The sequence below is a fragment of the Methyloglobulus sp. genome, from assembly GCF_964779595.1.
This window is the reverse complement of sequence record NZ_CBAROL010000005.1, coordinates 1-23,241: the sequence shown is the minus strand read 5'-3', so window position 1 is coordinate 23,241 and position 23,241 is coordinate 1. Positions and strand designations below refer to the sequence as shown.

The 23,241-nt window shown below is 47.6% G+C and carries 11 protein-coding genes; all 11 read right to left on the bottom strand.

Features of this window, described 5'->3' with window-relative positions; all coding sequences use genetic code 11:
- Positions 1-9: 9 nt before the first annotated feature.
- Entirely contained in the window at positions 10-561 is a 552-nt protein-coding gene (gene msrB, locus AC1YY3_RS03475; protein WP_481824012.1) for a peptide-methionine (R)-S-oxide reductase MsrB, read from the bottom strand.
- Between the two features lie 325 nt (positions 562-886).
- Entirely contained in the window at positions 887-1,417 is a 531-nt protein-coding gene (locus tag AC1YY3_RS03470) for an SCO family protein (protein WP_482194320.1), read from the bottom strand.
- Between the two features lie 110 nt (positions 1,418-1,527).
- Complete coding sequence (locus tag AC1YY3_RS03465) at positions 1,528-3,219, bottom strand: c-type cytochrome (protein WP_481824013.1); 1,692 nt, start codon at positions 3,217-3,219, stop codon at positions 1,528-1,530.
- A 2-nt stretch (positions 3,220-3,221) separates the two neighbouring features.
- A complete protein-coding gene (locus AC1YY3_RS03460) occupies positions 3,222-3,782 on the bottom strand; it encodes a hypothetical protein (RefSeq protein ID WP_481824014.1) in 561 nt (186 codons plus the stop codon).
- Positions 3,783-3,843: 61 nt separating this feature from the next.
- Positions 3,844-7,095: an Ig-like domain-containing protein gene (locus tag AC1YY3_RS03455; protein WP_482194319.1), complete on the bottom strand. Its 3,252-nt coding sequence runs from the start codon at positions 7,093-7,095 to the stop codon at positions 3,844-3,846.
- 290 nt (positions 7,096-7,385) lie between these two features.
- Positions 7,386-9,446, bottom strand: a complete 2,061-nt coding sequence (locus AC1YY3_RS03450) for a putative Ig domain-containing protein (RefSeq protein ID WP_481824016.1) — start codon at positions 9,444-9,446, stop codon at positions 7,386-7,388.
- A gap of 29 nt (positions 9,447-9,475) precedes the next feature.
- A complete protein-coding gene (locus AC1YY3_RS03445) occupies positions 9,476-10,018 on the bottom strand; it encodes a hypothetical protein (RefSeq protein ID WP_481824017.1) in 543 nt (180 codons plus the stop codon).
- 115 nt (positions 10,019-10,133) lie between these two features.
- Complete coding sequence (locus tag AC1YY3_RS03440) at positions 10,134-11,477, bottom strand: multicopper oxidase domain-containing protein (RefSeq protein WP_481824018.1); 1,344 nt, start codon at positions 11,475-11,477, stop codon at positions 10,134-10,136.
- A gap of 30 nt (positions 11,478-11,507) precedes the next feature.
- The gene (locus AC1YY3_RS03435) at positions 11,508-12,824 is read right to left on the bottom strand and encodes a multicopper oxidase domain-containing protein (RefSeq protein WP_481824019.1); all 1,317 of its coding nucleotides are present in this window, start codon (positions 12,822-12,824) and stop codon (positions 11,508-11,510) included.
- Between the two features lie 96 nt (positions 12,825-12,920).
- A complete protein-coding gene (locus AC1YY3_RS03430) occupies positions 12,921-18,392 on the bottom strand; it encodes an SdrD B-like domain-containing protein (protein WP_482194318.1) in 5,472 nt (1,823 codons plus the stop codon).
- An 858-nt stretch (positions 18,393-19,250) separates the two neighbouring features.
- On the bottom strand, positions 19,251-22,973 hold the full coding sequence (locus tag AC1YY3_RS03425) for a pyridine nucleotide-disulfide oxidoreductase (protein WP_481825157.1): 3,723 nt from the start codon (positions 22,971-22,973) through the stop codon (positions 19,251-19,253).
- Between the last annotated feature and the right edge of the window lie 268 nt (positions 22,974-23,241).

Sequence of the window (23,241 nt, the reverse complement as noted above, 5' to 3'; positions counted from 1 at the left end):
TCATACGGGCTACTTACTGAAAAGCGGCAAAAACTTCCCATAACCTGATTTCACCAAGTCTTCTACGGGAATAAACCGCAATGCCGCAGAATTCATGCAATAGCGTAATCCTGTCGGTTTCGGGCCGTCATCAAACACATGTCCCAAATGCGAATCCCCATAACGGCTACGGACTTCTGTACGCCGCGAAAACAACGAAAAATCATTCTTTTCGGTGATATGTTCTGCCATTAAAGGTTTGGAAAAACTCGGCCAACCTGTGCCGGAATCGAATTTATCTATGGATGAAAATAGCGGTTCACCAGTGACTACATCAACATAGATTCCTGCCCTTTTTTCGTCCCAGTAGGTATTCTTGAAAGGAGGTTCCGTGCCTTCTTCTTGTGTCACCTTATATTGCAGCGGTGTCAACGTTTTTTGTAAGACATCATCCGCAGGTTTGCTATAACTTTTGTTCGGTGGATTTTCTGTGTGCATGTCCGCGCCCAATGTCTGTTCTGCATTGCTATTCAATCCCGACAAGAATACCGCTATCAGCACTAAAGAAAAAATTATTTTCATCGCTTATACCTTTATTTGTTTGTCAAAGTAAAGACCAACAACACAGGGATTAGTTTAAACGCTTATCTGATGTTACGCACCGTCCACGAAAAGTACGGAATAATTCAATATTTTGCAGCGTTATGGGAATCCCTCATTTGGTAACGATCTACAGACCGACAACTCTTTTGAAGATTTTTCGTGTCTTTCGTGCTTTTCGTGGATATTGGTCGTGCGTAACATTAGCGCTTATAACAAAACCAAAATCAAATTTACTCAGATAATGCTTCGGTCAACATCATGTCCAGTTTTTATCCAGAATCGATAGCCCAAACAAAACTTATGCTTATTCAGGCTTGAGCAAGTTGTATTCATCTATTAGATCGTGGGCATTGGCGATTCCTTCAATTCGTACCCAAGAACTTGATTTGGCGGCCCGCATTAGGGTCAATGAGGTGTGGTTCATTTTGTCGCCACGATAAGCATCAAAAGCTCTTTGAATAAGTTGCAATTCGGCAAGTTCCCCGGTCAGGAATTGCCAATTTGATCCAGCTTTAAATTTTTTGGCGTATTCAGCCAACATTGCCGGGGTATCGTGTTCGGGGTCAATGGAGATCGATACAAACCGCAGGTTTGGTGAGGATGGGCCTATAGTCGCGTGGACTTTGGACAATATTGCCGTCATGATTGGACAGATGGCATTGCAGGTCGTGAAAATAAAATTCACAATAACTGGCCCACCATGATCCAGGACGGCTGAAAGCTGGGTTTTTTGCCCGTCTTGTGTAATTACATCAGCATTCGGAACCTTGTAACTGTGAATGGAACGGGAATAACTCGGTTGAGGCGTGGATTTTGCTTTGATGGGCGCGCTCATCACAAGCATTAATAACACGACAGTTATTGTAAATGGACTTAAGTAAGCCCTATAAACGATGTACATTGGCAATCAACTCCCCTTTTTATGTTAAACAAGGATAACAAACCTTATGGAACTATCCATCCATCCACAGGCGACAAATGCCCATCAGGAGATATTTTGACAATATAACTGCCTTTCGATGCAAACCGTTGCCCTGCCCCCAAGCTAAGATGTGGGTAAATACTGTTGGAGGAGAGCGTGGCTAACATGCCTTCAATCCGTTCGATGATATACGCCGAGGAAAAATTGTCGAGCAGGTGCATGATAACTTCGGCTAATACTTGTGCGGAAAAAAATGTATTGGCTTGTAGACGTTCGTCCTCAAAGGGAATTTGTTTTGCTTTCAGCCAGGATTTGACGCGCATAAGCTGTGCTTCCCTGACATCAGGCAATTCCCAAGGATATGTCAAGTATAACTTTGCTTTTGTGGCATCAGTGAGCTTGGACACAACTTCGCCCATAAGGTTTGCTGACCCATAAACAGCGGTGATTCCAGGTGGAAGTTCTTTAATTTCTCCCAAGGTTTCAAAATCTTCTTTGTTAAGCCATAACACTAAGATTCCAGTATCAAGTTTCTTGAACAAATCATTCCAAAATGCAGGTGTAAGTTCTTTGGAGCCTGGTACGACAATATCCTGCAAGCGCATATCATCGCTTTTTTGTAGCGCATCATGTAAAGCTTTTGCTGCCATTACACCTTGCCCGTTCTCCCTAAATACCTGGATGATAGGAACATTTTTTACTTTGGTTTGTGTGGTTTTTAGGTGATTTGCCAAAACCTCAGCTTCCAAGGTCAAGCCTTTGGAAAAATAAGTGGTATAAAAATCACTTTCCGATATGACGGGAACATCCGTATTAGGGAAAAGACAAGCCACTTCAAACCGTTCGCAAAATTGGTGGATGGGCTGCCAGCTTGAGGCACTGAGTCCGCCGACCATAGCCAAGACGGGCTGGGTCTTATAGTATTTTTCCAATTGTGCGGGCCAGGTAGATTCTTCCCATTTTAACTCCCAGACATGCAAATCCCATTTGCGGTAGACCTGGTACATTTTATAAGCGCTGAATTTAGCCCGTTTGGTGTTGTGCCGCGTGTCGGCGTTCTTGTCCTGAAAATAGCCCGTCAAGATGTCCAGCATGGTCTTACGTTTTGCCGGATCGACCCCTTCGGTGACCACTGTGGCAAAGTGCAGGGAAACATCGTCTACGCTGGGATTTGAGGAGGGTTCAGATTTTAGGTAAGCGGTCAGCGCAGCGATAGTATCAGCATCCAAAGCATAACGCGGCATGAGTGGGTCAAGTTTGCGTCCCGATGGATCAACGCCTTCCCTGATCGCTTTAGCGAGGGTCTCATCCGTGTAAGGAATTCGGGAGCTTCCCGTATGCTTAAACGCTTTTGGCAATACCCCTCGTGTAGTTGACATCTCGGCTGGCTTGAACAATGCGGTTGCCGTTAACGACGGCACTTGTTTTCCACCTTCGCTAGAACCTAGCCGACTCCTGCGATGGCAACTGACGCAACTGAACTGGTCTCCGCTGATGGGTGCATCACCGCCGACAATAGCTTGAATGGGATCGCCTGAAGCTGTATGTCCGGTAAGATAGATTTGCTTGCCGATGTCCTGCATTTTGGCATTGGCACTTTTATTTTCAATCTCAGTCGATTGATCCGCTGCTGCTATAGAGCAATTAAGCCCGATAGCGGCGATCAGACAGGCTTTGCCCCAATTAATGCCCGATTTACGAAGGAAACTAAGCATTCTCAACTGTTTCCGGTCTTTGCTGGCATATTCAGGATCTCGCCGACCGTGATATGTTCTACGAAGAAATCACCAATACGTACAGCCAGTTTTTGCCCTGTTGCCACCATTTTCCCTGGGTTTGCAAATAAAATGGTGAAAATCATGCCTAACTTAACCTGTTTTGAAGTTTGCCGTAACGAGCCAATGCGAGGCGTATTGGGTACTTCAAGTTTTATGCCACTTGCTTCAATGGTTACAGTCGGTTTGTTTTTGGTGTCTATCAAAGGTGCGGCTTTACCCGTATCAGTGACCTGAAAACGAAAATCCAGCATGTGTCCCGCAGCGGTGATATGGATGCCTTGCAGCTTCACACCCCAGCGTTCTTCAATTGCCGCAGCGTCACTTGCAGCCAGTGGCTTGGTGTCAATATTTTTATCTTCATTGCTAAATGTGGGCATTGTTATTTGAATATCCTTATTAGCAGCAAGATATGAACTTACTGACAAGCCTGAAACAATTAGAATCCCTACGCACAAGATCAAGCGTCCAGCACGAGGATGTTTAACTGCAATGTGAGACATCGTTACTCCTTGATTATTGAATATAGAATCATAGATGATTTTGCGTACTTTGGTCATTTGATTAAGGCTTCACACTCAGGGTGACCACACGAAGACTTGATTGCGCACCCAAATCGTCACTCACGCGATAGCCGTACCCGATACCGCTCAAATTATTGCCATTAGCCACTGTAACCGTTACCGTACCATCGCAATTGTTGGTGATGGTGCCTCTAGCGGCAGGGACAGTGCCAAGTGCAGGTTGACCACATTGTGTGTTGGCGAGTACGTTAACGCCTGCTCCTACCGATGCGACAATTGTTGAGTTAGGGACAACATTACTTCCTATACCATCTGTAGGTATGTTAGTCACTTTGTTGGAATCGGTGTCATTAAGCGTAACCGCCATCCTTATCGTCCTGTTAGTGAGGACAGCACATCTATCTGGCGCAGTTGCCCCATTGTCGCTGATGTCGTACACACAGTTATCAGCCACAGTTGTAGGCGGCGCATCGGTACGCAGGTTAACAGTCGTACCTGTCGTGGGAAGGCTCAGGAGAATTCCATCATTAGCGCGGTACCGAAAACTGGTGTTTGCCGACGTAGCCTTAATATACGTAAAAGAACCATTGGCATTCAAGTTTAACGTACCGCCACCTGACAGGCTGTTTGCAACGTACTGTGCAGATAAGGCGTTATTTTCCGCATCGGTATCATTCATCAATACACCCAAACCCAGAGACCCCGCGACATTAACTGAACGTACCACATTAGGACGGTAAAGGAAGGTATCGCTGTTTGCTGTTGGAGCAGTGTTCGGCATTACATTGATGGTTGCCGCTGCTACATTGCTCTGGTTATTGACCGTCATCCCATCATTGGCGAGATAATTGAAGGTGTAAGTACCTGCCACCACACCATTGGTATTGAAACTAAAAGACCCGTCTGCATTAAGCATCAGCGCACCTGCGGATGGCGATGACACAAGCATTGCAGATAGCGTATTGCTTTCAGTATCGCTATCATTAATAAGCACACCAGAAGCGGCTGAAACATTCAATACCTGTCCAGAGATAATAGTATATACGCCATCATTGGCAGCAATCGGTGGATCGTTGACTGGGTTGACGACAATAGTGACCAGAGTGTTATTGCTCTGCGTATTAACATTTGAAGCTTTGTAAACAAAACTGTCAGAGCCGCTGAAATCAGAAACGGGTATATAGCTAAAACTGCCGTTGGGATTGATGATGAATGAAGCAGCGTGGGCAGGGGCCGATACCAGCTGCACGGTGAGTCCATTGCTTGGACTATCGTTGCCCAACACACCAGGGGCAGCAACAGTCAGCGGGTTGTCTTCGGCAATGCCGTAGCTGTCAGGGGTGGTCGTAACATTAGTTGCACTGACGGTGATATTTACGGTGACTGTGTTGCTGCTCAAATCACCATCGGTGACATGATACGTAAAACTATCGACCGACGTTTGGCTGCCGTTATGGGTATAGGCGACAACGCCTTCTGAATTGACGGTTACTGTGCCATTGACTGGATTAGTGTCGATAACCGGAGTCAGCGGTGAGTTTTCCAGATCGGAATCATTCGCCAGCACGGGTATCGTAAGTGATCCGCCACTGCTAGCTATAGCAGTATCAGCCTGAGCTACAGGCGCATCGTTGATAGGGTTGATAGTCATAACAACAGTTACTACACCGCTTTCGTGTAACCCATCACTCAGCTTATAAGTAAAGCTGTCCGTGCCGTTATAGTTGCTGGTAGGTGTGTAGGAAAAAGAGCCGTTTGTATTCAAGGCAAGCGAACCGTGGCTGACATCCGTATCAAGAATAACTGATAGTGGATTATTTTGCGGGTCGGTATCGTTACCAAGAACACCAGGTGCTGCCGCCGTTAAAGTCGCTTCTTCATCAAGCATATAGCTATCATCCACGCCCACTGGATTTTGTCCGCTATTGGCTAAGAGATTGTATGCCCCCAAGACATTAAGCATCCCGTACCCGTATTCGTTGTCTGGCCCAGGCGCGCCCAAATCGGTGGCTGAATCGGTCAAGGCAGACTCTAGGGCTGTGACATCAATATTGGGGAAAGAATCAAGCAACAGCGCCATGCCACCCGTGACATGGGGAGCAGCAAATGAAGTACCGCTAACAACTGTATAAGAAGCCTGTCCGGCAAAAGTAAGGTCTGCTGTAACGACATCAACCCCAGGCGCGACAATATTTGGGAAAAGTGCGGCACTACACGCAGCCGGTGTTGGGCCTCGTGCGCTAAACGTAGCAATGGTGGAGTAATAATCGACCGCTCCGGTTGCAAAGCTTCCTGGATTATTGGCAGGACTGCTGCTTGATGATATTGCAGGACCACTATTGCCTGCGGCAAATACCACCGCAATCCCAGCCGTTTTCAGTGCCTGTATATCCGCCTGAAAACGAGTATCGCAAATACCGGATAGCGCGGTTTGAAAAGAACCGTTGACCACGTCGGGTGCATCGTCAGTCAGTGGATTATTGTCCGGGTCTAGCAGCCACTGAAAACTTTGGTGGAAATGGCTCTCAAGGGCTGTTCCCTGGTTATTAAAAATCTTGGCGGCAATCCATTTTGCCCCAGGTGCAACACCAATGGTTGTACCGCCTGTATCGCCGCCTAGTATCAGCCCCATAGTCTGGGTGCCATGACCACTCACCGCGCCTGCGTAATCCGTAGGTGTTGTATGTTGCCCGTGCGGATCGTACCAGCTATTAGTGCCTCCCCGCCATCTTGTGGCAAGATCAGGATGCACTACGTCTACGCCAGTATCCATATTGGCTACGACGACGCTTTGAGCGGTATGCCCCAGATCCCAAACTTCTGGCGCATGAACCGCAGACAGGTTCCATTCCGGTATTGCTAAAGATGTCGCGCCGGAAACAGGCACACTCAAAGTGGCATCCATATACACTCTGGCAACACCTGGCCGTTTAGCCAGTTTACGGATCATGCTCGCTGGTATTTTCGCCGCTACGCTATTAATGATCCATAACGGTTTGATGTCAGTCGCGCCATTGGCTTTTAAAAAAGCCAATAAGGCAGGCTGTTTCAGGTTGGCATGGTCGTGCATTGCTTGAACGATTTTTGCCCTGCGCTGCGCTTTGTCCCTATGTTTAAAGGCATTCGTGTTAGCGCGGGTTTTCAGGGTGACAATGACTGAGACTAACTGGTTAGGGGCAATAGTTTCTAATTGCGCTTCCAGTTCGGAATCAACAACCCCGGCTTGCAGGGGAATGTTAAAAGAAAGGCTCAATACTGTACCAATAATAAAACGAGCAATAAGTTGTTTCATAGCGCAACATCCATTAAATAGAAACCCCATATTCTGGGGATTAATGCCAGTAATCTGATGAGCTAAATGCGCTGACAGGATTAACCGACGGATACAATTAAATATTAATTAAACACAAAATAATTAGAGCTAGGTTATTCAAATTACAAGGTTTAAACAATACGTAATAATACCTACACGAGAGATCATTAAGTTGGAGCAAGGTGGGATGGGCAGCGTTTTTCTGCCCACCTTTGTATTATCCAATTGTGGGCAAACGATGACACCGTTTGCCCACCCTATTTGACTACTTAAGGTAAAGGCTTGATGTCGAATCCATCGATATCTTGATTACCGTTAGTTAGGCTTTTAGGCACCGCTGTTCCATCGAAATAGACCGACCAAACACCGTTGTTGTAGTACACAATGTCTTCATCCTGCACGGCTAATGTTCCACCCGCTTGTTGAGTCAGCGTTACGTTACCAGCGAACGACACATAGAAGTGAACACTGTCCACGAACTTCAGGCCATCCACGTTGGAAGCGGAGGCAGACGTATTGGCTGCTGGTACACCGATTGTCGAGAGATCAACCACCCGGCTAAACGCTGTTCCATTCCATAAGTAGATGTCGGCATTGTCAGCCGTGCCAGTCACGCTAGGCGGATTGCTTGCGCCAGGTGTGTTTGTGCTACCTGATGTGGAAAAGTACACCGTGTTGCCAGCGATATCGAAGGCATCGACATCATGGTTTGTATTCGTAAGGCCTTTAGCAGTGCCATCGAAAAATACCGACCAAGTACCGTTGTTGTTATACACGATGTCCTCATCCTGGACTGTACCAATACCAGGCAAGTTCGTGTCTGTAACGAATGACAAGTAGAAATGGGTGGCATCCACAATCTTCAACTCATCCACGTTGGCGGCAGAAGGTACGCCTTTAGTGGTAGCATCAACAACCCTAGTAAACGCCACTCCATTCCAGGAATAAATATCGGCATCATCAGCCGTACCACCCAAGCCTGTTGGGTTGGTGCTGCCAAAAGTCGAGAAATAAACCACTGGTGTTGCAGCTACCGTAGTAGCATTAAGTGTAAAGGGTTGGCTTGCAAATACGCCCAACGCATCCGTCACTGTGACAGTTACTGTAGAAGAACCCGTAGCGTCTGGTGTTCCTGACAGGACACCGGTATTTGAGTCAATACTCAACCACACAGGGTTACCTGACAATGAGTAAGTGAGTGTGTCACCTGCATCAATATCGTTACCAACTGTGGCATGATTGAAAAGCGTACCCACTACTGCGTTTTGTGTTGGGATTGTATTCAAGGTTGGTGCATCATTAACATTGCTTAGTGTGACAATAAAGCTTTGGCTTGCAAAATTATTAGCTGCACCCGATGAATCAGTCGCCTTGACAGTCACATTATTGTCCCCAACCTGAGCATTAGTCGGCACCCAACTAATTGCACCAGAAGTGGCATTGATAATCATGCCAGCAGGAGCTGAGACCAACGAGTAGCTTAACGTTTGACCAGCATCCACATCTGTAGCCGTCACTGTGTCGGTATAAGCTACATCTTCATCAGCCGTGGTTACAGCCGTTGAAGTGATGACAGGTGCATCGTTGACCGCAACTATATTGAGGTCTACCGTAGCAACATTACTCAAGAGATTATCAGGAGGAGTTGCCCCATCATCAACGTGGTAGGTAAAGCTAATGTGCCCATTGAAGTCTTGTGCTGGCGTGTAACTAAAGCTACCGTCGGGATTTAGCGGGAAACCTACTGGTGCGTCAACTACCGCAATCGAGCTGGGTGGAAACGTATCATTGCCCAATACATTACCCGCTATGACCGTATCCTCATTACCGGAAAACGCATCATTGACTGCCGTCAAAGTGGCTGTACTAGCCCCTACTTCGAGAAAGCTCATCAAGCCGCCTGCTTTAATGCCCGTGCCGTCCTTCGTTGAGAGATTATGCATACGCTCATAAAGTGGATAAACGCCTTCTGCCGCTGGGGTAAACAAGGCATCATGCGTCTTGCCAGCGGGAATCATCAAGGAATACTGATCGTGCGGAGCAGGCAATACATGACCGTCTTCAGCAACCACTTTCATGCTCGCGCCTTGAAGGATCATGCTATGGCTGCGTAAACCCATATTGATAAAACGGATCAGGGTAGTTCCCCCTGGACTGCCAGCAGACACCGTCGTTGGCTGGGCAGCAGGCGTTGGATCGACAAAAACCTCGCCATTCACCAAAAACCATTTCGGGTTGTAACCGATGGTGCTAGTACAAGGATTCGCTTTTTGTTCTGCTGGCGTTGCACAAGGTGCGCCATAAGTATTGCCAGCAACTCGGTCGTGCATAACAGGGTCAATTTCACTTAGAAATTCGACTACCTGTGTATCATAGTTAACACCAGGATAGGCTGTGTTAGCGGCTTCATCCTTAACCATCGCGCCATAAAGCCCATCTGCACTTGTTTAGCAGGATGGGTTCCTGTTTGATAGGCATAGCTACCGGATCTCAAGTTATTCCAGATGTAATCACCGGACGAAGCAGGTGCAACTTCATGGGTAAAAGAACGTACTCGATTGCCGATCATAACAGGAACCATGTCGGCTTCTGTTTGCCCTGGGATCACCAGAGAAGTCGGTTCAGTCAAAGTGTTCTGGAGATGGACTGTCAAACTGGCATCCGCTACGTTTAATTGCGGGCCAGGTGCTGTATAAGCTGCATCTCCGCTGGCTGGGCAGGCATTAGCAGGATAAGTGGTGGTATTGCTTACATCCGCATAACCCCACATCTTAACGACACTGCCGTCAGGCATATTCTTGTCGAAAGTACCCGCGCAAAGCCAGTATTCTGCTCCCAGCGCATTGCCGCAGGCCAAAGCCACAGCACCCGCCAAGAGACTACGTTTTATCTTCGTTTTCATAGGTGATAACCTCATCAAATAATCTGTTATTTAATCGTTTGGTCAATCGGATTCTTTTGCCGCTCTATTAATAAGCTACGGGCAGCGCTAGATTCCTAAACCGTTCTCTAAATCGTTATGGGATAACCGTTCCGGGTGGCTCAATAATCAGGAAAGTGAGCATACCGCCTGGGAAAATATTAAAGTTGACCAGTTCGCGTTCACTGTGTGAATGCCACATAAAGAAGTAACCGTTGTTGGCATTGAATCCACCTTCACCCGGGGGTAATTGACCTGCGTTACCTAAATAAGGGCTGCCGCTATAAAAAGGGCCAAAGGTGAGTTCCTGCAAGCCAGGTAAAACGACTGGCAATGCTTTACAGCGGTCAGATGCCGATTGCGTCATCTTATCTGATGGATAAAGCGCGGTCGCACCATTGGCATCGCAATAAGTAGGCTGCGTTGTCTGTGTATAACCATACATATCCCAGCCTAAACCAGCACCTGTCCAGCTAAACAACAGGTCGTAAGTTTCACCTGGAAAGGTTTCGTTGGTGAAACCTGGCGTTGTGCGATCCGGCCCAGAAACACCAGGGTTGCTCTCAAACATCCGAGCATCTTTCGCCAATAAGGTGAAGTGGTTGCCGTGGGTATGGTAAGGATGCGGGTCGCGGCCTGCACCGATCAATCTCAGCAAGACCTTCTCGCCAGGTGTGGTGCGAATGATAGAACCGTAAGGTTGGTTAGGCAGTAGCGGATTATTATCAGCCGATACCGTATCTACGCCGTTACGTCCATTGATAAACCACCAGACTGGCTTGTATTCACGGGTATCGACGGCATCATAAGCACCGGTTTCAACCTCTTCGTGGATACGCACGTCCATTTCTGTCAACAGCGACAGATATTCGTGGTCATAAGCAGAACCTGCATGGTTATAGGCTTTAGGCGCATTTGCACTATAGCCTGTTGGACGTACGATCAGTGCGCCAACCAGACCCATTTCGGTTTGCAAGTCAGGACGTGTACCGCTGTGATACAAGTAAGTCCCTGGTTTGCTGGCAGTGAAAGTATATGTCACCGTACCGAGGGGCACTGCTTCTTTGGTCAACAGACCATCTTGGCAATTTGATATATTACAGCTAGCCGTTACCCCTTCTTGTCCAGGAAAAACAATCGAGGTGTTCTTCCATAAGTTGTTTGTCAAGGAAACAGTGACCTGTTCGCCTTGATTTACAATTAAGGTAGGCCCAGGGTATTGCATAGCGGCATTATTGCCATCGCCATAGCCCCAGACATAGACACTACCACCATCGGGCGTGGTAAGGTAATCTTCCGCCGCTGTCAGGTTAAAACTGGGCCCATTAATGCCGGGTATCGTCGCGCCTGCTTGCAATGATGGACTGGCGAAGACCGACAAGGCCAGTGCCAAAGGTGCGGCAAGTTGACCGACCTTTATTAATTTGAATCTATTTTTCATGCTAATCTCCTAAAAGCTCGCAAACTTGGTTTAGATAACCTGAAATTCAGTCATCATGCCGCCGAAATCTTCTGCGCCATTACTGAGATAGTTGAGGTTGGTTGTATAGATAAAGTATTTGCCTGGTGCTACGTCCGTAGTGTCAATCAACACATCGGCAGTTTCACCGCTACCCAAGGTGACAGAATTGGTCTCATAGTAAAGATCAGTTCCGGTTTGGGTGAGAGATTGCAAGGGATTGTTTACATCCATTGCACGCAAGATGCGAGCATCTCTGCCCACCACTTTCATGGGTAGTCCCATAGCTGCTAGCGTGTAGTTTCTGGTTACGTTAAGATTAGATATACGCAATAAAACCCGTTGCCCTACAGTAGCGGTAATCTTGGAACTTAAAGGCTGGGTCGTTGCTATATCATCGGTCGTGTCAACATTGGTATTGTGCAGCGCAGCCACTTCACTTGGCACAGCAGGTGGAGTGGTATCATTCGCCGTATCAGGATAGCCACGGCCATTAAGTACCGCATAATCATCCTTCATATCGGCGAACGGCAAAGGCTGTACGGCAATATGTTCAGCATGGAAGACCGAATCAAAAGACCCTATCTGGATCGGATATTCCACATCATAGCCAGTCGAGCCATCGACATCATTGTAGGCAAATTTAGTGTAGTCTTTGACCTCGACATCGGTATCATCATCGTAGGAACTTCCATCCTGGGCAGGATGCACATAAAGATTGCCCAACATACCCATTTGCATGTGTTCAGAAGCTTCTACGTGGCAGTGGTACATATAAGTGCCAGGTTCCTTGATGTCGTAGAAATAGGTGAAGGTTGAACCCATACCGATGGTTGCGGAGGCTTCTGGTTCACCGTCGAAAATACTGGCAGCATTCGGGAAACCGTGAAAATGCACCGAGTGTGGGTCAAACAAGTCTGGCCTTTTCAGCATACCGACGTTGGTCAATGACAGGTAGAATTTATCACCTTCGTTTAACTCAATGGTTGGCGCAGTGCTGGTTGCCGCCAATAGCCCGTGGTTTGCTGCCTTGTTTTGTGGTACGCCGGTAAGGTCACTGAAACCTAAAATGTACATTTCGTTTGGCGTTGTTACCGTGCTATCAGCCATAGTGATAAAACCATCGCCAGCGGCAAGGTGTTTACATTTGACCTTAGGATCATAACCTGGGTTGCCAAGAGTTGGTGTGGCATCTATTGAGGACGGCGTGTTTAAGGCATCTTTGTCCCCTGGGCATTGTATATTGACTGCCGCCTGGGCAGGATTCAGTATGCCGCTGATCGCCAAAGCGAGCGGCGTACTGAGTAAAAGTAGTTTGCTTTTGTTCATGATTGCAACCTCTGTTTTCTTAGTGATTAATGACTTGGTTCTATTAGCTGAATTGGAACAGAGGGAACATTACTGCTCCCTCTATCCGTCAGGTCTTTATGGCAATATCCGCACAGTACCTTTATTTACAGTGGCACCCGTTAAATACCGCTCGTCCGCACCCTTATCTGGGCATAATGTGGGAATTAAACCGCAGATTAACGTGCCAACATCTGGACGACCTTGTGCGTCGTAATCGGCAGTTAGAACATCGATTACGCCGCCAGGTATACTGACATCAGGTACATTGCTTAACGGGTTACCGGTATTGATTGCAGGATTCACACCCGCCTTCAAGTGGTAGTCGCGATTGCCTAGTTTCAGCGGGCCAAAGTCCACGGTAATAGATGCCGCACCTGCTTCATCAAACACCGAGGCAGTAGTAATGCTGGTGCCTGGTGTGCCTGAACGATGTCCATTGACGTTTTCACTGATAAACAGGCTGCCATCTGCGGCTGCTGTATTTTGCAAACCGGCATCCATCAATGGGTCTGACACAATGCTCCAGGTTGGGCTTAGGTTGCCGGAACCTTCGGGTAGCACACCAAAGTCATCATAGTACGCCAGATCACCCGCGCCGATATTGGGCAGTAAACCAGGATCGTTAGCTATGCCATTCTCGTCTTGGTCAGCCGTCCATTGGAACGAACGGTTATGCCAGACAATATTGTTAACCAGCGTCAACGGATTTGAGAACGTCGTAGCCACACTAGCCAGGGTATCCAAACCTGGGCTATGCAATCTTGACGCAATACCTGCCGGTTGTTGGTTGCTCAGGTTGGAGTCAGCACCAAATGCACCAGGCACTGAAGACGTGCTATCGTTATTGACCACAGTGTTGTGAGCAATCCCGACTTGCACCGCATCCTGCATGGCAATACCACCACCCGCCAACGCTGCCATATTGTTAGCGATGATATTGTTAGTCAGGCTGACTTTGTAGCCATTGTTGACGTTAACATTGACATCTTGCCCGTTAATGAAGCGCAAGCTGATACCGCCACCGTCGCCGCTGCCGGCTTGGTTGCTTTCAATACGGTTGGCATTGATGACCACAGGGCCTGAGCCTTGTGTCAATCCACCAGCAACGCCATCAGCACCTGACACAGAGATACCGCCGCCATAAGCACCCAGGAAATAAAGGCTTTGGTTGAATACCACCGTGTTCTTTTCGATCACGTTAGTTGCATTCTGAGGTGTACCCAGATTTCGACCGTCATGAGAGATACCCGCACCGTCGCCTTGAGCAAAGTTGCCGCAGATGAAGTTTTCCTTCACTTGATAGCCATCTGTGCCGTTATAAAGGCCAATACCGCCGCCTGCCGCTATTGTGCCTGTCCCCAAAGCACCGTTTTGGCTGATTTGGTTATTGTGGATACGTAAGTTGTCATTGCTGGCATCTGTGTAGGCGTTGCCATTAAGCAAACCGTTACGCCCAATTTGTATGCCACCTGCCGCATTGCCTGAATTGGCTTTGACGATATTGTTGGAGATTTCCAAGTAATCGGCATAACCATGCACATTGATACCGCCGCCGTTATCCGCACCGGTGACGGTAAAGCCATCAATGCGAGCATTGGCTGTGTTGCCAAAACCACCGTTGGCTGGCGTGGTGTCTAAGCCAAATACAGAAATACCGGCCATTTCTTCGTTGAGGAAGTCAGTAGCAACATTGCCAGTTAATGGTGGCAATATGGAAACTCTGCCGTTATCAATCGCATCTTGCATCCGTACACGCCAGTTATTGATCATATTGGCATCCGTCCGTTGGGCAAAAACCATAGTGCTCATCGCACCAGAACCTTGTAAACGTAGCGGTTTATCTATAATCAACTGTTCGTTATACATGCCAGGGCCAACCAGGATCAGGTCATTTGCTGCTGCCGCATCAATAACAGGCTGAATCTTATCGCCATTGATGACATGGTGGATTGCACCACCGCCAGGAACAGGTGTTGCGATATTGCCCACCGTTACCTTGACACCGGATGGTGACCACTTACCATTGGCGGCACCGCCTTGGCTGTGCAGCATGAGGTCATAAGCACCTACGGCAAAGTTGGCACCAAATTGAACTCTCACAGTATTCGCAGTCGAACTCCAAGCACAGTTGAAACTTGTTGATCCTGGTGCTAGAGGTGAAGTTGCACAGTTAATTGTAGTGGCAACGCCAGCACTGTTAGTCAATTTGACTTGAGCAGCGTTTGCACCACTTGAAACAACGCCTAAACCGTAATTTCTATTTACAAATTTAGGTGGGGTACCATCACCATCATAAAGTGGGTTAGGAACAGGAGCAGTACCTACCGCCGTTACTGTCAGGGTTCTTTGTGCCGCAGTTCTTCCTGCACCTACTTGTACATAAGGCCCACCATCAACACCCTCAGCCTTGGCTATCTCAGGAGTCGTTGTGGGTTGTTCACAGTCAATCGGAAAATTCCGGGTGGCTGCAAATGCACCTTTAGACACGGTTGGGGTATCCAGATAGGTGGTAGTGCCTGGCATGTATTGGAAGGTCCAACATACGGTCGCAAGCGATGGATCGTAGTTAGGATCTTGCAAGAACGGCAGGTTATTACCTGTACCAGGGCTATAACTGGGATTAGGCACAATACCGGAATCATTGACACAGGCATTCAACATCATTGGTGAAAAGCCTGAAGGCAATGGTGCGTTAGCTGTCCATGTCGATGGCAATTGTGCGTTAAACGCGCCCCATTCGTCGGTATTTACCCGCACGACTTCTTTACCTGTATGGTCACGGAAAGACACCGGAATCCACGCTGGATTGGCTTTTTCACCGGCATTCGGTGAGTTGTTGTCAATAGTTGCCAACACGTCGTTGAATACATTACCAGCTACCCGTGATGACCGAGGCACTTTGGTAAAGACATGGAATTCAGCAACAGCGTTTATTTTGGCTTTTAAATCGACTTGTTTTAGATCACACAGAGATCGTGATTCTCCAGCATGGGGCGCTGCTTCTGGGTTAGCCACGACGGCTGCACCGTTAGCATCAGTTTGTAAGCTCAAAAAAGCTGGAACGGTATGTGCATCACCCACACAGACAGGCGGTAAAAGATTTGGACTAGGTTCAAATCCATCACCCAGTGTAACGTTAACATCTTCTTCCTTGACGATTTCAAAGCCTTTGGGCGGCGATGCCTCGACAATATACTTTGCTGGTTTTAAGGGGTTGCCATTACCATCTTCAGTTATAGCATAACCGCCATCAAAAACACCTGGACGAGATTGGTTGTAATTACGCAAACCGTCGTAACAATCTTTTGCTACGGGTGCATTACCGTCTAATGGATCAACAGTGAAAACGGGGCCTTGGCAGCCAGTTGGTTTACTGTCATCCCAAGCATCGGTATGTACAATATTGATGGCATCACCCTTACTGAAGACACCAGCTGCACCGTCATTGGCAACATCCACGTCTTCCGGCCCCATAGTACCGCCATCAGCCCAACCGAACGGATAGTTGTCCACGTCGGCGCGGTCTATAACGCTATTGCCGTTAAGGTCATCAATAACGCCATCAGCGGCATCGGCTACATTGTTAGAATTCCAGTCAACATCTTCACCGCCAGCACCTGGAAAACCACCAGCGATTGGGAGGTTGTTTTTATCGCCATCAGCATAAAGTGCCACCTGAACACGGGCTACGCCAGGTTCCCAAGGGTCACCAACCCCATAGCTTGGGTCACTTTCAGCACGGGTGCTGGAGTAGAATACGATACCGATAATACCGCCATTTTCGTTACCGACATAGGGTTTACGTCCCCATTGATAGGCATTGGTTTGTCCCAGAAAGCCATCAAATGCCTGGAGCAGTACCGGCCCAGTTTCGGTGCGGGAAAGGTTGTTGCCCGTATTAGGGTTGATGAGGTCATCTCCCAAGGCACAGTTGGTAAGCAGCGCATCAACAGGCGTACAGATTTGCGCTTGCGGCGTTAACACGCCAAAGTCAGGAAACCCGCCCGTAGAAACGGCAGGCAGTTCGCCACCCGCATCAGACACTACGGTTACGCCCGTTGCTTTGTCGCGCGCAAAATCACTTTCCGCAACTAGCCAATGGAAAAATGGGAATACTTCGTTGAAATCTGCCTCGCCGCTACTGTCGGTGGGAGAGGTTTGGTAAACCCGGCCATCACGAAAACGCAGGTTGACTGTCTTGTTAGGCAGTCCGGCTTCGCCTGGATCCTGGAAACCATTTTCATTGGTATCGTTGAATATTGTATGTTTGGAGGTATGGAACCAGCCTGGCGCAGGAATATTGCCGGCAGCATCAGCCAAGGCAATCGTGGCCACGCCGCCCACGACATCAACGTTATAAAAAGAAATAATCATGTCCAAGTTGTCATCCCAGGCAACCAGTTGATAGCTACCATTAGGAACATTCGGAATGCTGAAATGGCTGTTAGAATCGCAACGTCCACTATAAACACCGACACCCGCTATCGTGTTAAGCCCGATACGGCAATTTGGGAAGGGTGCGCCCATGGCATTTGCCAGTAAAGGCGGTGCAGTCAAGTGGCTGTTAACGATAGTGCCTTCAATAGTAGCCCCACCGGCCAACACAGTATTATCGGTAAATTCTTTAACAAAGCCCGTGTTGATATTGTAAAAAGAAGGACCCCATTCCGTCATAAAAGCGGGGTTAGCGGCTTGTATCCAAGCATCAATCGTTTTAGTGCCTTCAATAGTGGAAGTTTGCACCCAACCTTGTCCGGCTGGAGGGATGATGTTGATGCCATATTTACCGGGAACCAGGTTTTTGACGACCACCAAGCCGTTCGCGTCTGGATGGATAATGCCACTGCCAAGCGTGTCAACTTCAGGGCCATCAACGGTGATTGAGCCAGTGTAGGTAGTGCCTAGCGGATTGCCAAACGCATCGGTAAGTAAAGGTCCTGGACCGGCTACACCGTATCCGCCGCCACCATCGAGAATTTGAACCGTGAATTGTTCTGGGCAGAATTGCTCGACACCACTGCAACTTGTTGCGCTACCTTGTTCGTTAACGCCATCAGGCGCGTTATTGATTGGAAATTTATCGTGAAATACGTAAACCGACATTTGCGCCGTCGGAATGGGATTGTTTTCGGTAGTCACTTCAACGGTGGCATCACCATTTGCATCCAGCGTTGCCATAGCACCGCCGATGGAATGACCTTCATAAGGCAATACCGAAACAAACACACGGTCGCCTGGATTAAGGCGATCACTGACAATTGATGCAGTATCTGCGGCACTTTGGCCTTCTGCCAATACCGGTGCATCACTGTTATTAAAGCTCAACGACAAAGCATTGACATCGCGTACGCCCGGCGTTGTAGTGTGGGTACTATCGGTTTCCACCAGATAGCGGAATCCTGGAACCGCTGTCCCCGCGTGGTCAACCACCGTTAAATTGATTGCTGCTTGCGCTTCTGTCAAAGCCAACGCACCGAGCAACGGTAAGGCCAGAGCCAGCCTGATGCCGTCTCTAAGCCGATTCGGTTTATATTGTATTTTTTTCATGGTTTTTTCACCCCATTCTTTTGTTTATATTTCCACCAATAGTGTTGTTTAAAACCCTGTTTGCCTGACATCCGATGTCGAGCCAAGTTGCTTTTTACACTTCACTACAATGGTTCAAATTCTTCCGTAGCCCTGTTTTGGAATTGAATGAATGCTTCCTGACAAGACCTAAGAGTCTGAATAACCCTTGGGTGAATACTTTATTTGAACAGCATTTATTTTTATATACGTATGATTACCTATACGCATACCAAAATGAACTATTGGGTGATTTTTTGGAATATACACTAATGAGCTTTATTAAAATCTAACAGAATGCCTTAGAAAAAATAAATAACTAGCTGAATTAATTATCTTTATATTAAAGACTTGTGCTATATATTGAACGGCTTGTCTAAACCTTGTGGACAGATTAGAAATTGCCTGGCACATTATTGAGGACGAATCTATAGGTATAAATACCTACACAGCCAAATAAATGACCTTCAAATTGAGCAAAACAGATGCGGGTTTTGTGAGGAATATCGATGAGGACAGTGAAGATTTGTAGATATATTTTGAAAATGCCTAAAGGCAAATCCCTTTTAGTGGAGAATGGAAGAGGGGAATGGAGAAGTGAAACATGAGCCGCCTATAACAAGCAGCAACTGCTGTTTTTAGGGAAGCCCTGGACAAGTTGTGTTACTGCACAACCATATTCACCACTTTAGCAACGCAGGACGACAAACTGCTCCTGCGTTTGCTGCATTCAGTACGTCCTGTACTTCACGACAAATGCTCCTGCGTTTGCTGCATTCAGTACGTCCTGTACTTCCGCAGTTGCCGAGAAGGTTAAGAGAGGGGATTATACGCAAAAACCTATCCAGCACTTTGGTTTGAATCCTTACCGTTTTCAACTGACAGCAAATAATCCAACCACAAATTCGACAACTTTTCCTGCACGGTGTTCTGACGTAGCCGCGCATTCAAGTGAGGAAAATCAACGCGATCCAAATCCTGATCCTGGTTGTAACATGAGTACACAAAGTATTCCTTACCGGTGTCCGGCTCGACATGCTTGCATAAACATTGGGCGCAGATGCCTTTCATCATGCACTGCATGGGCGAGTTGATAGAGCCGATGGCGTGGTGGGCTTTTTTGAGGTACGGTTTCAATACATCATAACGGGCAGTTTTTACCGCCGCCATCATGCGGTCTGAGCCAATGACGATCAGATGATCGACATCCGCCAGGGAAATCGGCTGCTCGCCTAGTTCGCCTTTGGCGTAAGCCACCATACATTCCAGAATGTTGCCAATAAAAGTCTTATCCTGCGGACGGTTTGGTGAAATGGCTTGCACATTTTCACCCTTATCGACAGACCAAATCACAAGATCCGCCGCCTCTTCCACATCTTCAATTTTGAAACGATCCTGGCCAAATTTATAACCCGCAAAGTAAATTACCTTATTGCCCGCCGCCCGTAAGGCTTTGCCGATGGAAAACAACACCGCATTACCCAAACCACCGCCGATTAACAGCACGGTTTGCCCGGTCGGGATGTCGGTTGGTGTTCCGGTCACGCCCATGATGACCAGTGGATCGCCGACTTTCCAACTGGCGCAAAGCCGTGATGAGGAACCCATTTCCAGCGCAATCAGGGAGATCGTCCCTTTTTCTTTATCAACATCTGCGCCTGTCAATGCCAAGCCTTCTGAGGTTAACACGGTGTTTTCAACGATGGGCGCATGGGCTTCAAAATTTTGCACCCGGTAAAATTGACCAGGATAGAATTTTTCTGCCGCCATCGGCGCTTTCACGATAACTTCAATAATTGTCGGCGTTAAGCGGTTAATTGCGACGATAGTTGCCGTAAATGCCTCATCCAATCTGGCAAATAGCTTCGTAAGCGCGGCATTACGTTCGGCTTGTTGCGCCGGATTCAACAATGCCAGTTCTTTTTCAAACAGCTTGACGATATACGGATAACCATTTTTCGCACTCGCCATCGCCTTCACGACATTTCCCGCGTACACAGGGTGATTGTCGCCGTAAAAGCTGATGAATTTGCCGTCTTTTTGGTACGAAGTCAGCGGCGCAGGTTTGCCTAGCTTAGGTGCTTCCTCATCGTGCATCGGCACTAAGGTCATTTCATCGTTCGTCCACTCTGGTTCAAAGCGTTGGAAGAAATGCTTATCCATAACGAAAGTATCAGGATATTCACTTTGGTAAATCGTGTTGGGTGACGTACCCGCCGCAACATAAAGACCGCGCAACGGAACGGTTATGATTTGACCAGAATTGTTCCAACGGCCTTCTTCCTGCACCAGCTTTTCAAATTCGACGGCATTAAGGTGACCGTATTCATCTTGCAAAGCAGTCAGCGGACTCATGCCTTCGGCGAGCGCAATGCCTTCTTCCAGGGCTTCGGCAATTTCTTCATGGTTTTGGCGGTAAGCGGGGGCATCTTTCATGCCTTTGCGGTAAAACAGAGTTACTCCGCCCCACTTTTCTACCAAAGGCTGAAAGTTCGGCAGTTCTCCCGCTGCTTCAGCGCGTTGGCGTTCTGCTTTGATTGCCTTACCATGCAGCAAAAACTCATCGAGAATCAACGTCTCTTCTTTATCGTAACGACCTCTAACGGTGTTTTCACCGTAAAGTTTGACCAATGCTTCATAACGGTTAAGCATCTTTTCGACCTGAACAGGATAATACGCCATCAGTTCGGTGGCGGTATCTATAGCAGTCAAACCGCCACCGATAACACCAGCAGGTAGGCGTACTTGCAGGTTAGCCAAAGAAGACGCTTTCGCTGCGCCAGTCAATTGCAATGCCATCAAAAAATCTGAGGCTTTACGGATACCGCGTATCAAGTTGTTTTTCAGGCCGATAATCGTTGGTTTACCTGCGCCGGAAGCGAGGCATATATGGTGGAAACCCATCTCCCAAGCATCATCAATGGTGATCGTGCCGCCAAAGCGTACACCGCCGTAAGCACGAAAGGCTTGACGTCTGAGCAAGGTCAGGTAGATGACTTTCAGGAAATTTTTGTCCCAGCGCACGGTGATACCGTATTCTGCCACGCCACCAAAGCCAGCCAAGATACGTTCATCGAGTTGCTCGTAGAGTTCCTTGAAATCAACAATCGGCTGGGGCAACGTATTACTATCGCCAGTCAGATTGATAGGCAACGGCTCAAGTTTTAAGGCATCAATTCCGGCAACACCAAAACCCTCATTCAGCAAATAATGGCTCATGGTGTAACCCGCAGGCCCCAAGCCCACCACCAACGCGTTCTTGCCATTGTAAGGCAACATATACGGGCGTTTGACGTTTAACGGATTCCAGCGCGTCAACAAGCTATAAATCTCGAACCCATAAGGCATAAACAATACATCCGTCAGCACATTGGTTTCGATTTGCGGAATGTTGACCGGATCGGTTTTTTGGTAGATGCAGCCCTTCATGCAATCATTACAGATACGATGCCCAGTACCCGGGCACATCGGGTTGTCGATAACGATAATTGCCAACGCACCGATGTTGTCACCATTGCGCTTGACCAAGTGCATCTCGGAAATCTTCTCATCCAGCGGACAACCCGTAGTGGTGACACCTAACGGATCGACTTTGAAAAGATTAGTTTTCTTGTTAATCATGCCCTTGGAGCAAGAATCGGTATCGCGCTCATGGCAATAAATGCAATGATCGACTTCCGACAACACCTCGCGCTGGTTATATCGCGGATCGGTCAATTTAAAGCCATCGCGGCGGCGGCGATGTTTCAGCTCGCCCATCCAGGCGGTGAATTCACCTTTGTTAACCACGTCATGTTCGACTAAGTGGCTAAAATCGCGTTTTTCTGGGAATTTAAAACTCAACCAATTATTCGCAATGGCTGGATCCTGTTGTGCGACAAAGCTCCAGCGTTGGACTACTTCCATTAAGCCTTGGGCAAATTCAGCAGGTGTTTCAAGGGCAATGATGTCTTTGAATTCGGCAGCTGCTTGCTGATGTGCGGTGAGCTTGTTATGTAGCGCCTTAACAGCCTCATCAGCATTCGCATAATCACTCTCTTTGCCTTTAGCTACCAGCTTATAATGCGCTGAAAGCAATCCAATCGCCGCGCCGACTTGTGCCACGCGATGTTCGGCATCGTCGTCCTTATTCGCTTCTGGAAAAGCCGCCGCAACCAACAAATCAAAACGTGTATTGATGGCAACCTTATCCCAAGTACTGACATCTTGATCCTTAAAAGCCAGATTCAGCTTACCAACGACTTCATTCTTATAAGCAAAAATAGTCGCAAACTCGTCCTTGATTTTTTCAGCTTGCACTTGATGCTGCTGGGTCACGTTAAACAACGTCGCCACAAACTGCCCAACATAAGGCCCCATACCAACCAATAAATCGGATATTGCTTCAGGCGCAAGGCCTTCCCCTTGATTTTGTCGATAAGCGGCGAATTTGTCGAACAGTTCGGCATCATGCTTTTTTACCGACGCATCAAATACAGCCAACAAGTCTTTAAGGCGGTTAGAATCATAAAGATCGGGGTAATTAAAACCAGGGATACCAAGCGTGAGGTTGTTTTGTTCCATAATTCCTAAAGTCGCAATGCCAACACTAATCAGATTAAGTGCAAGACAAGATGATTCCAATCCCTTGAGACCGGATGAAAAGATTGATTAAACGGAATATTGTAAGTAAACGCGGCTTTATTTGCCAATGTTAATCAAAGTGGTAGCTAAGTTAGTTGTTATACGAAAATCTTGAATCTAATTATTTAGCCAAATAGTCTACATTGACCCTCAAAATTGATCCAATGGACTGGACACACCCCTGCCGCCTTTGTTCAGCACATGCGTG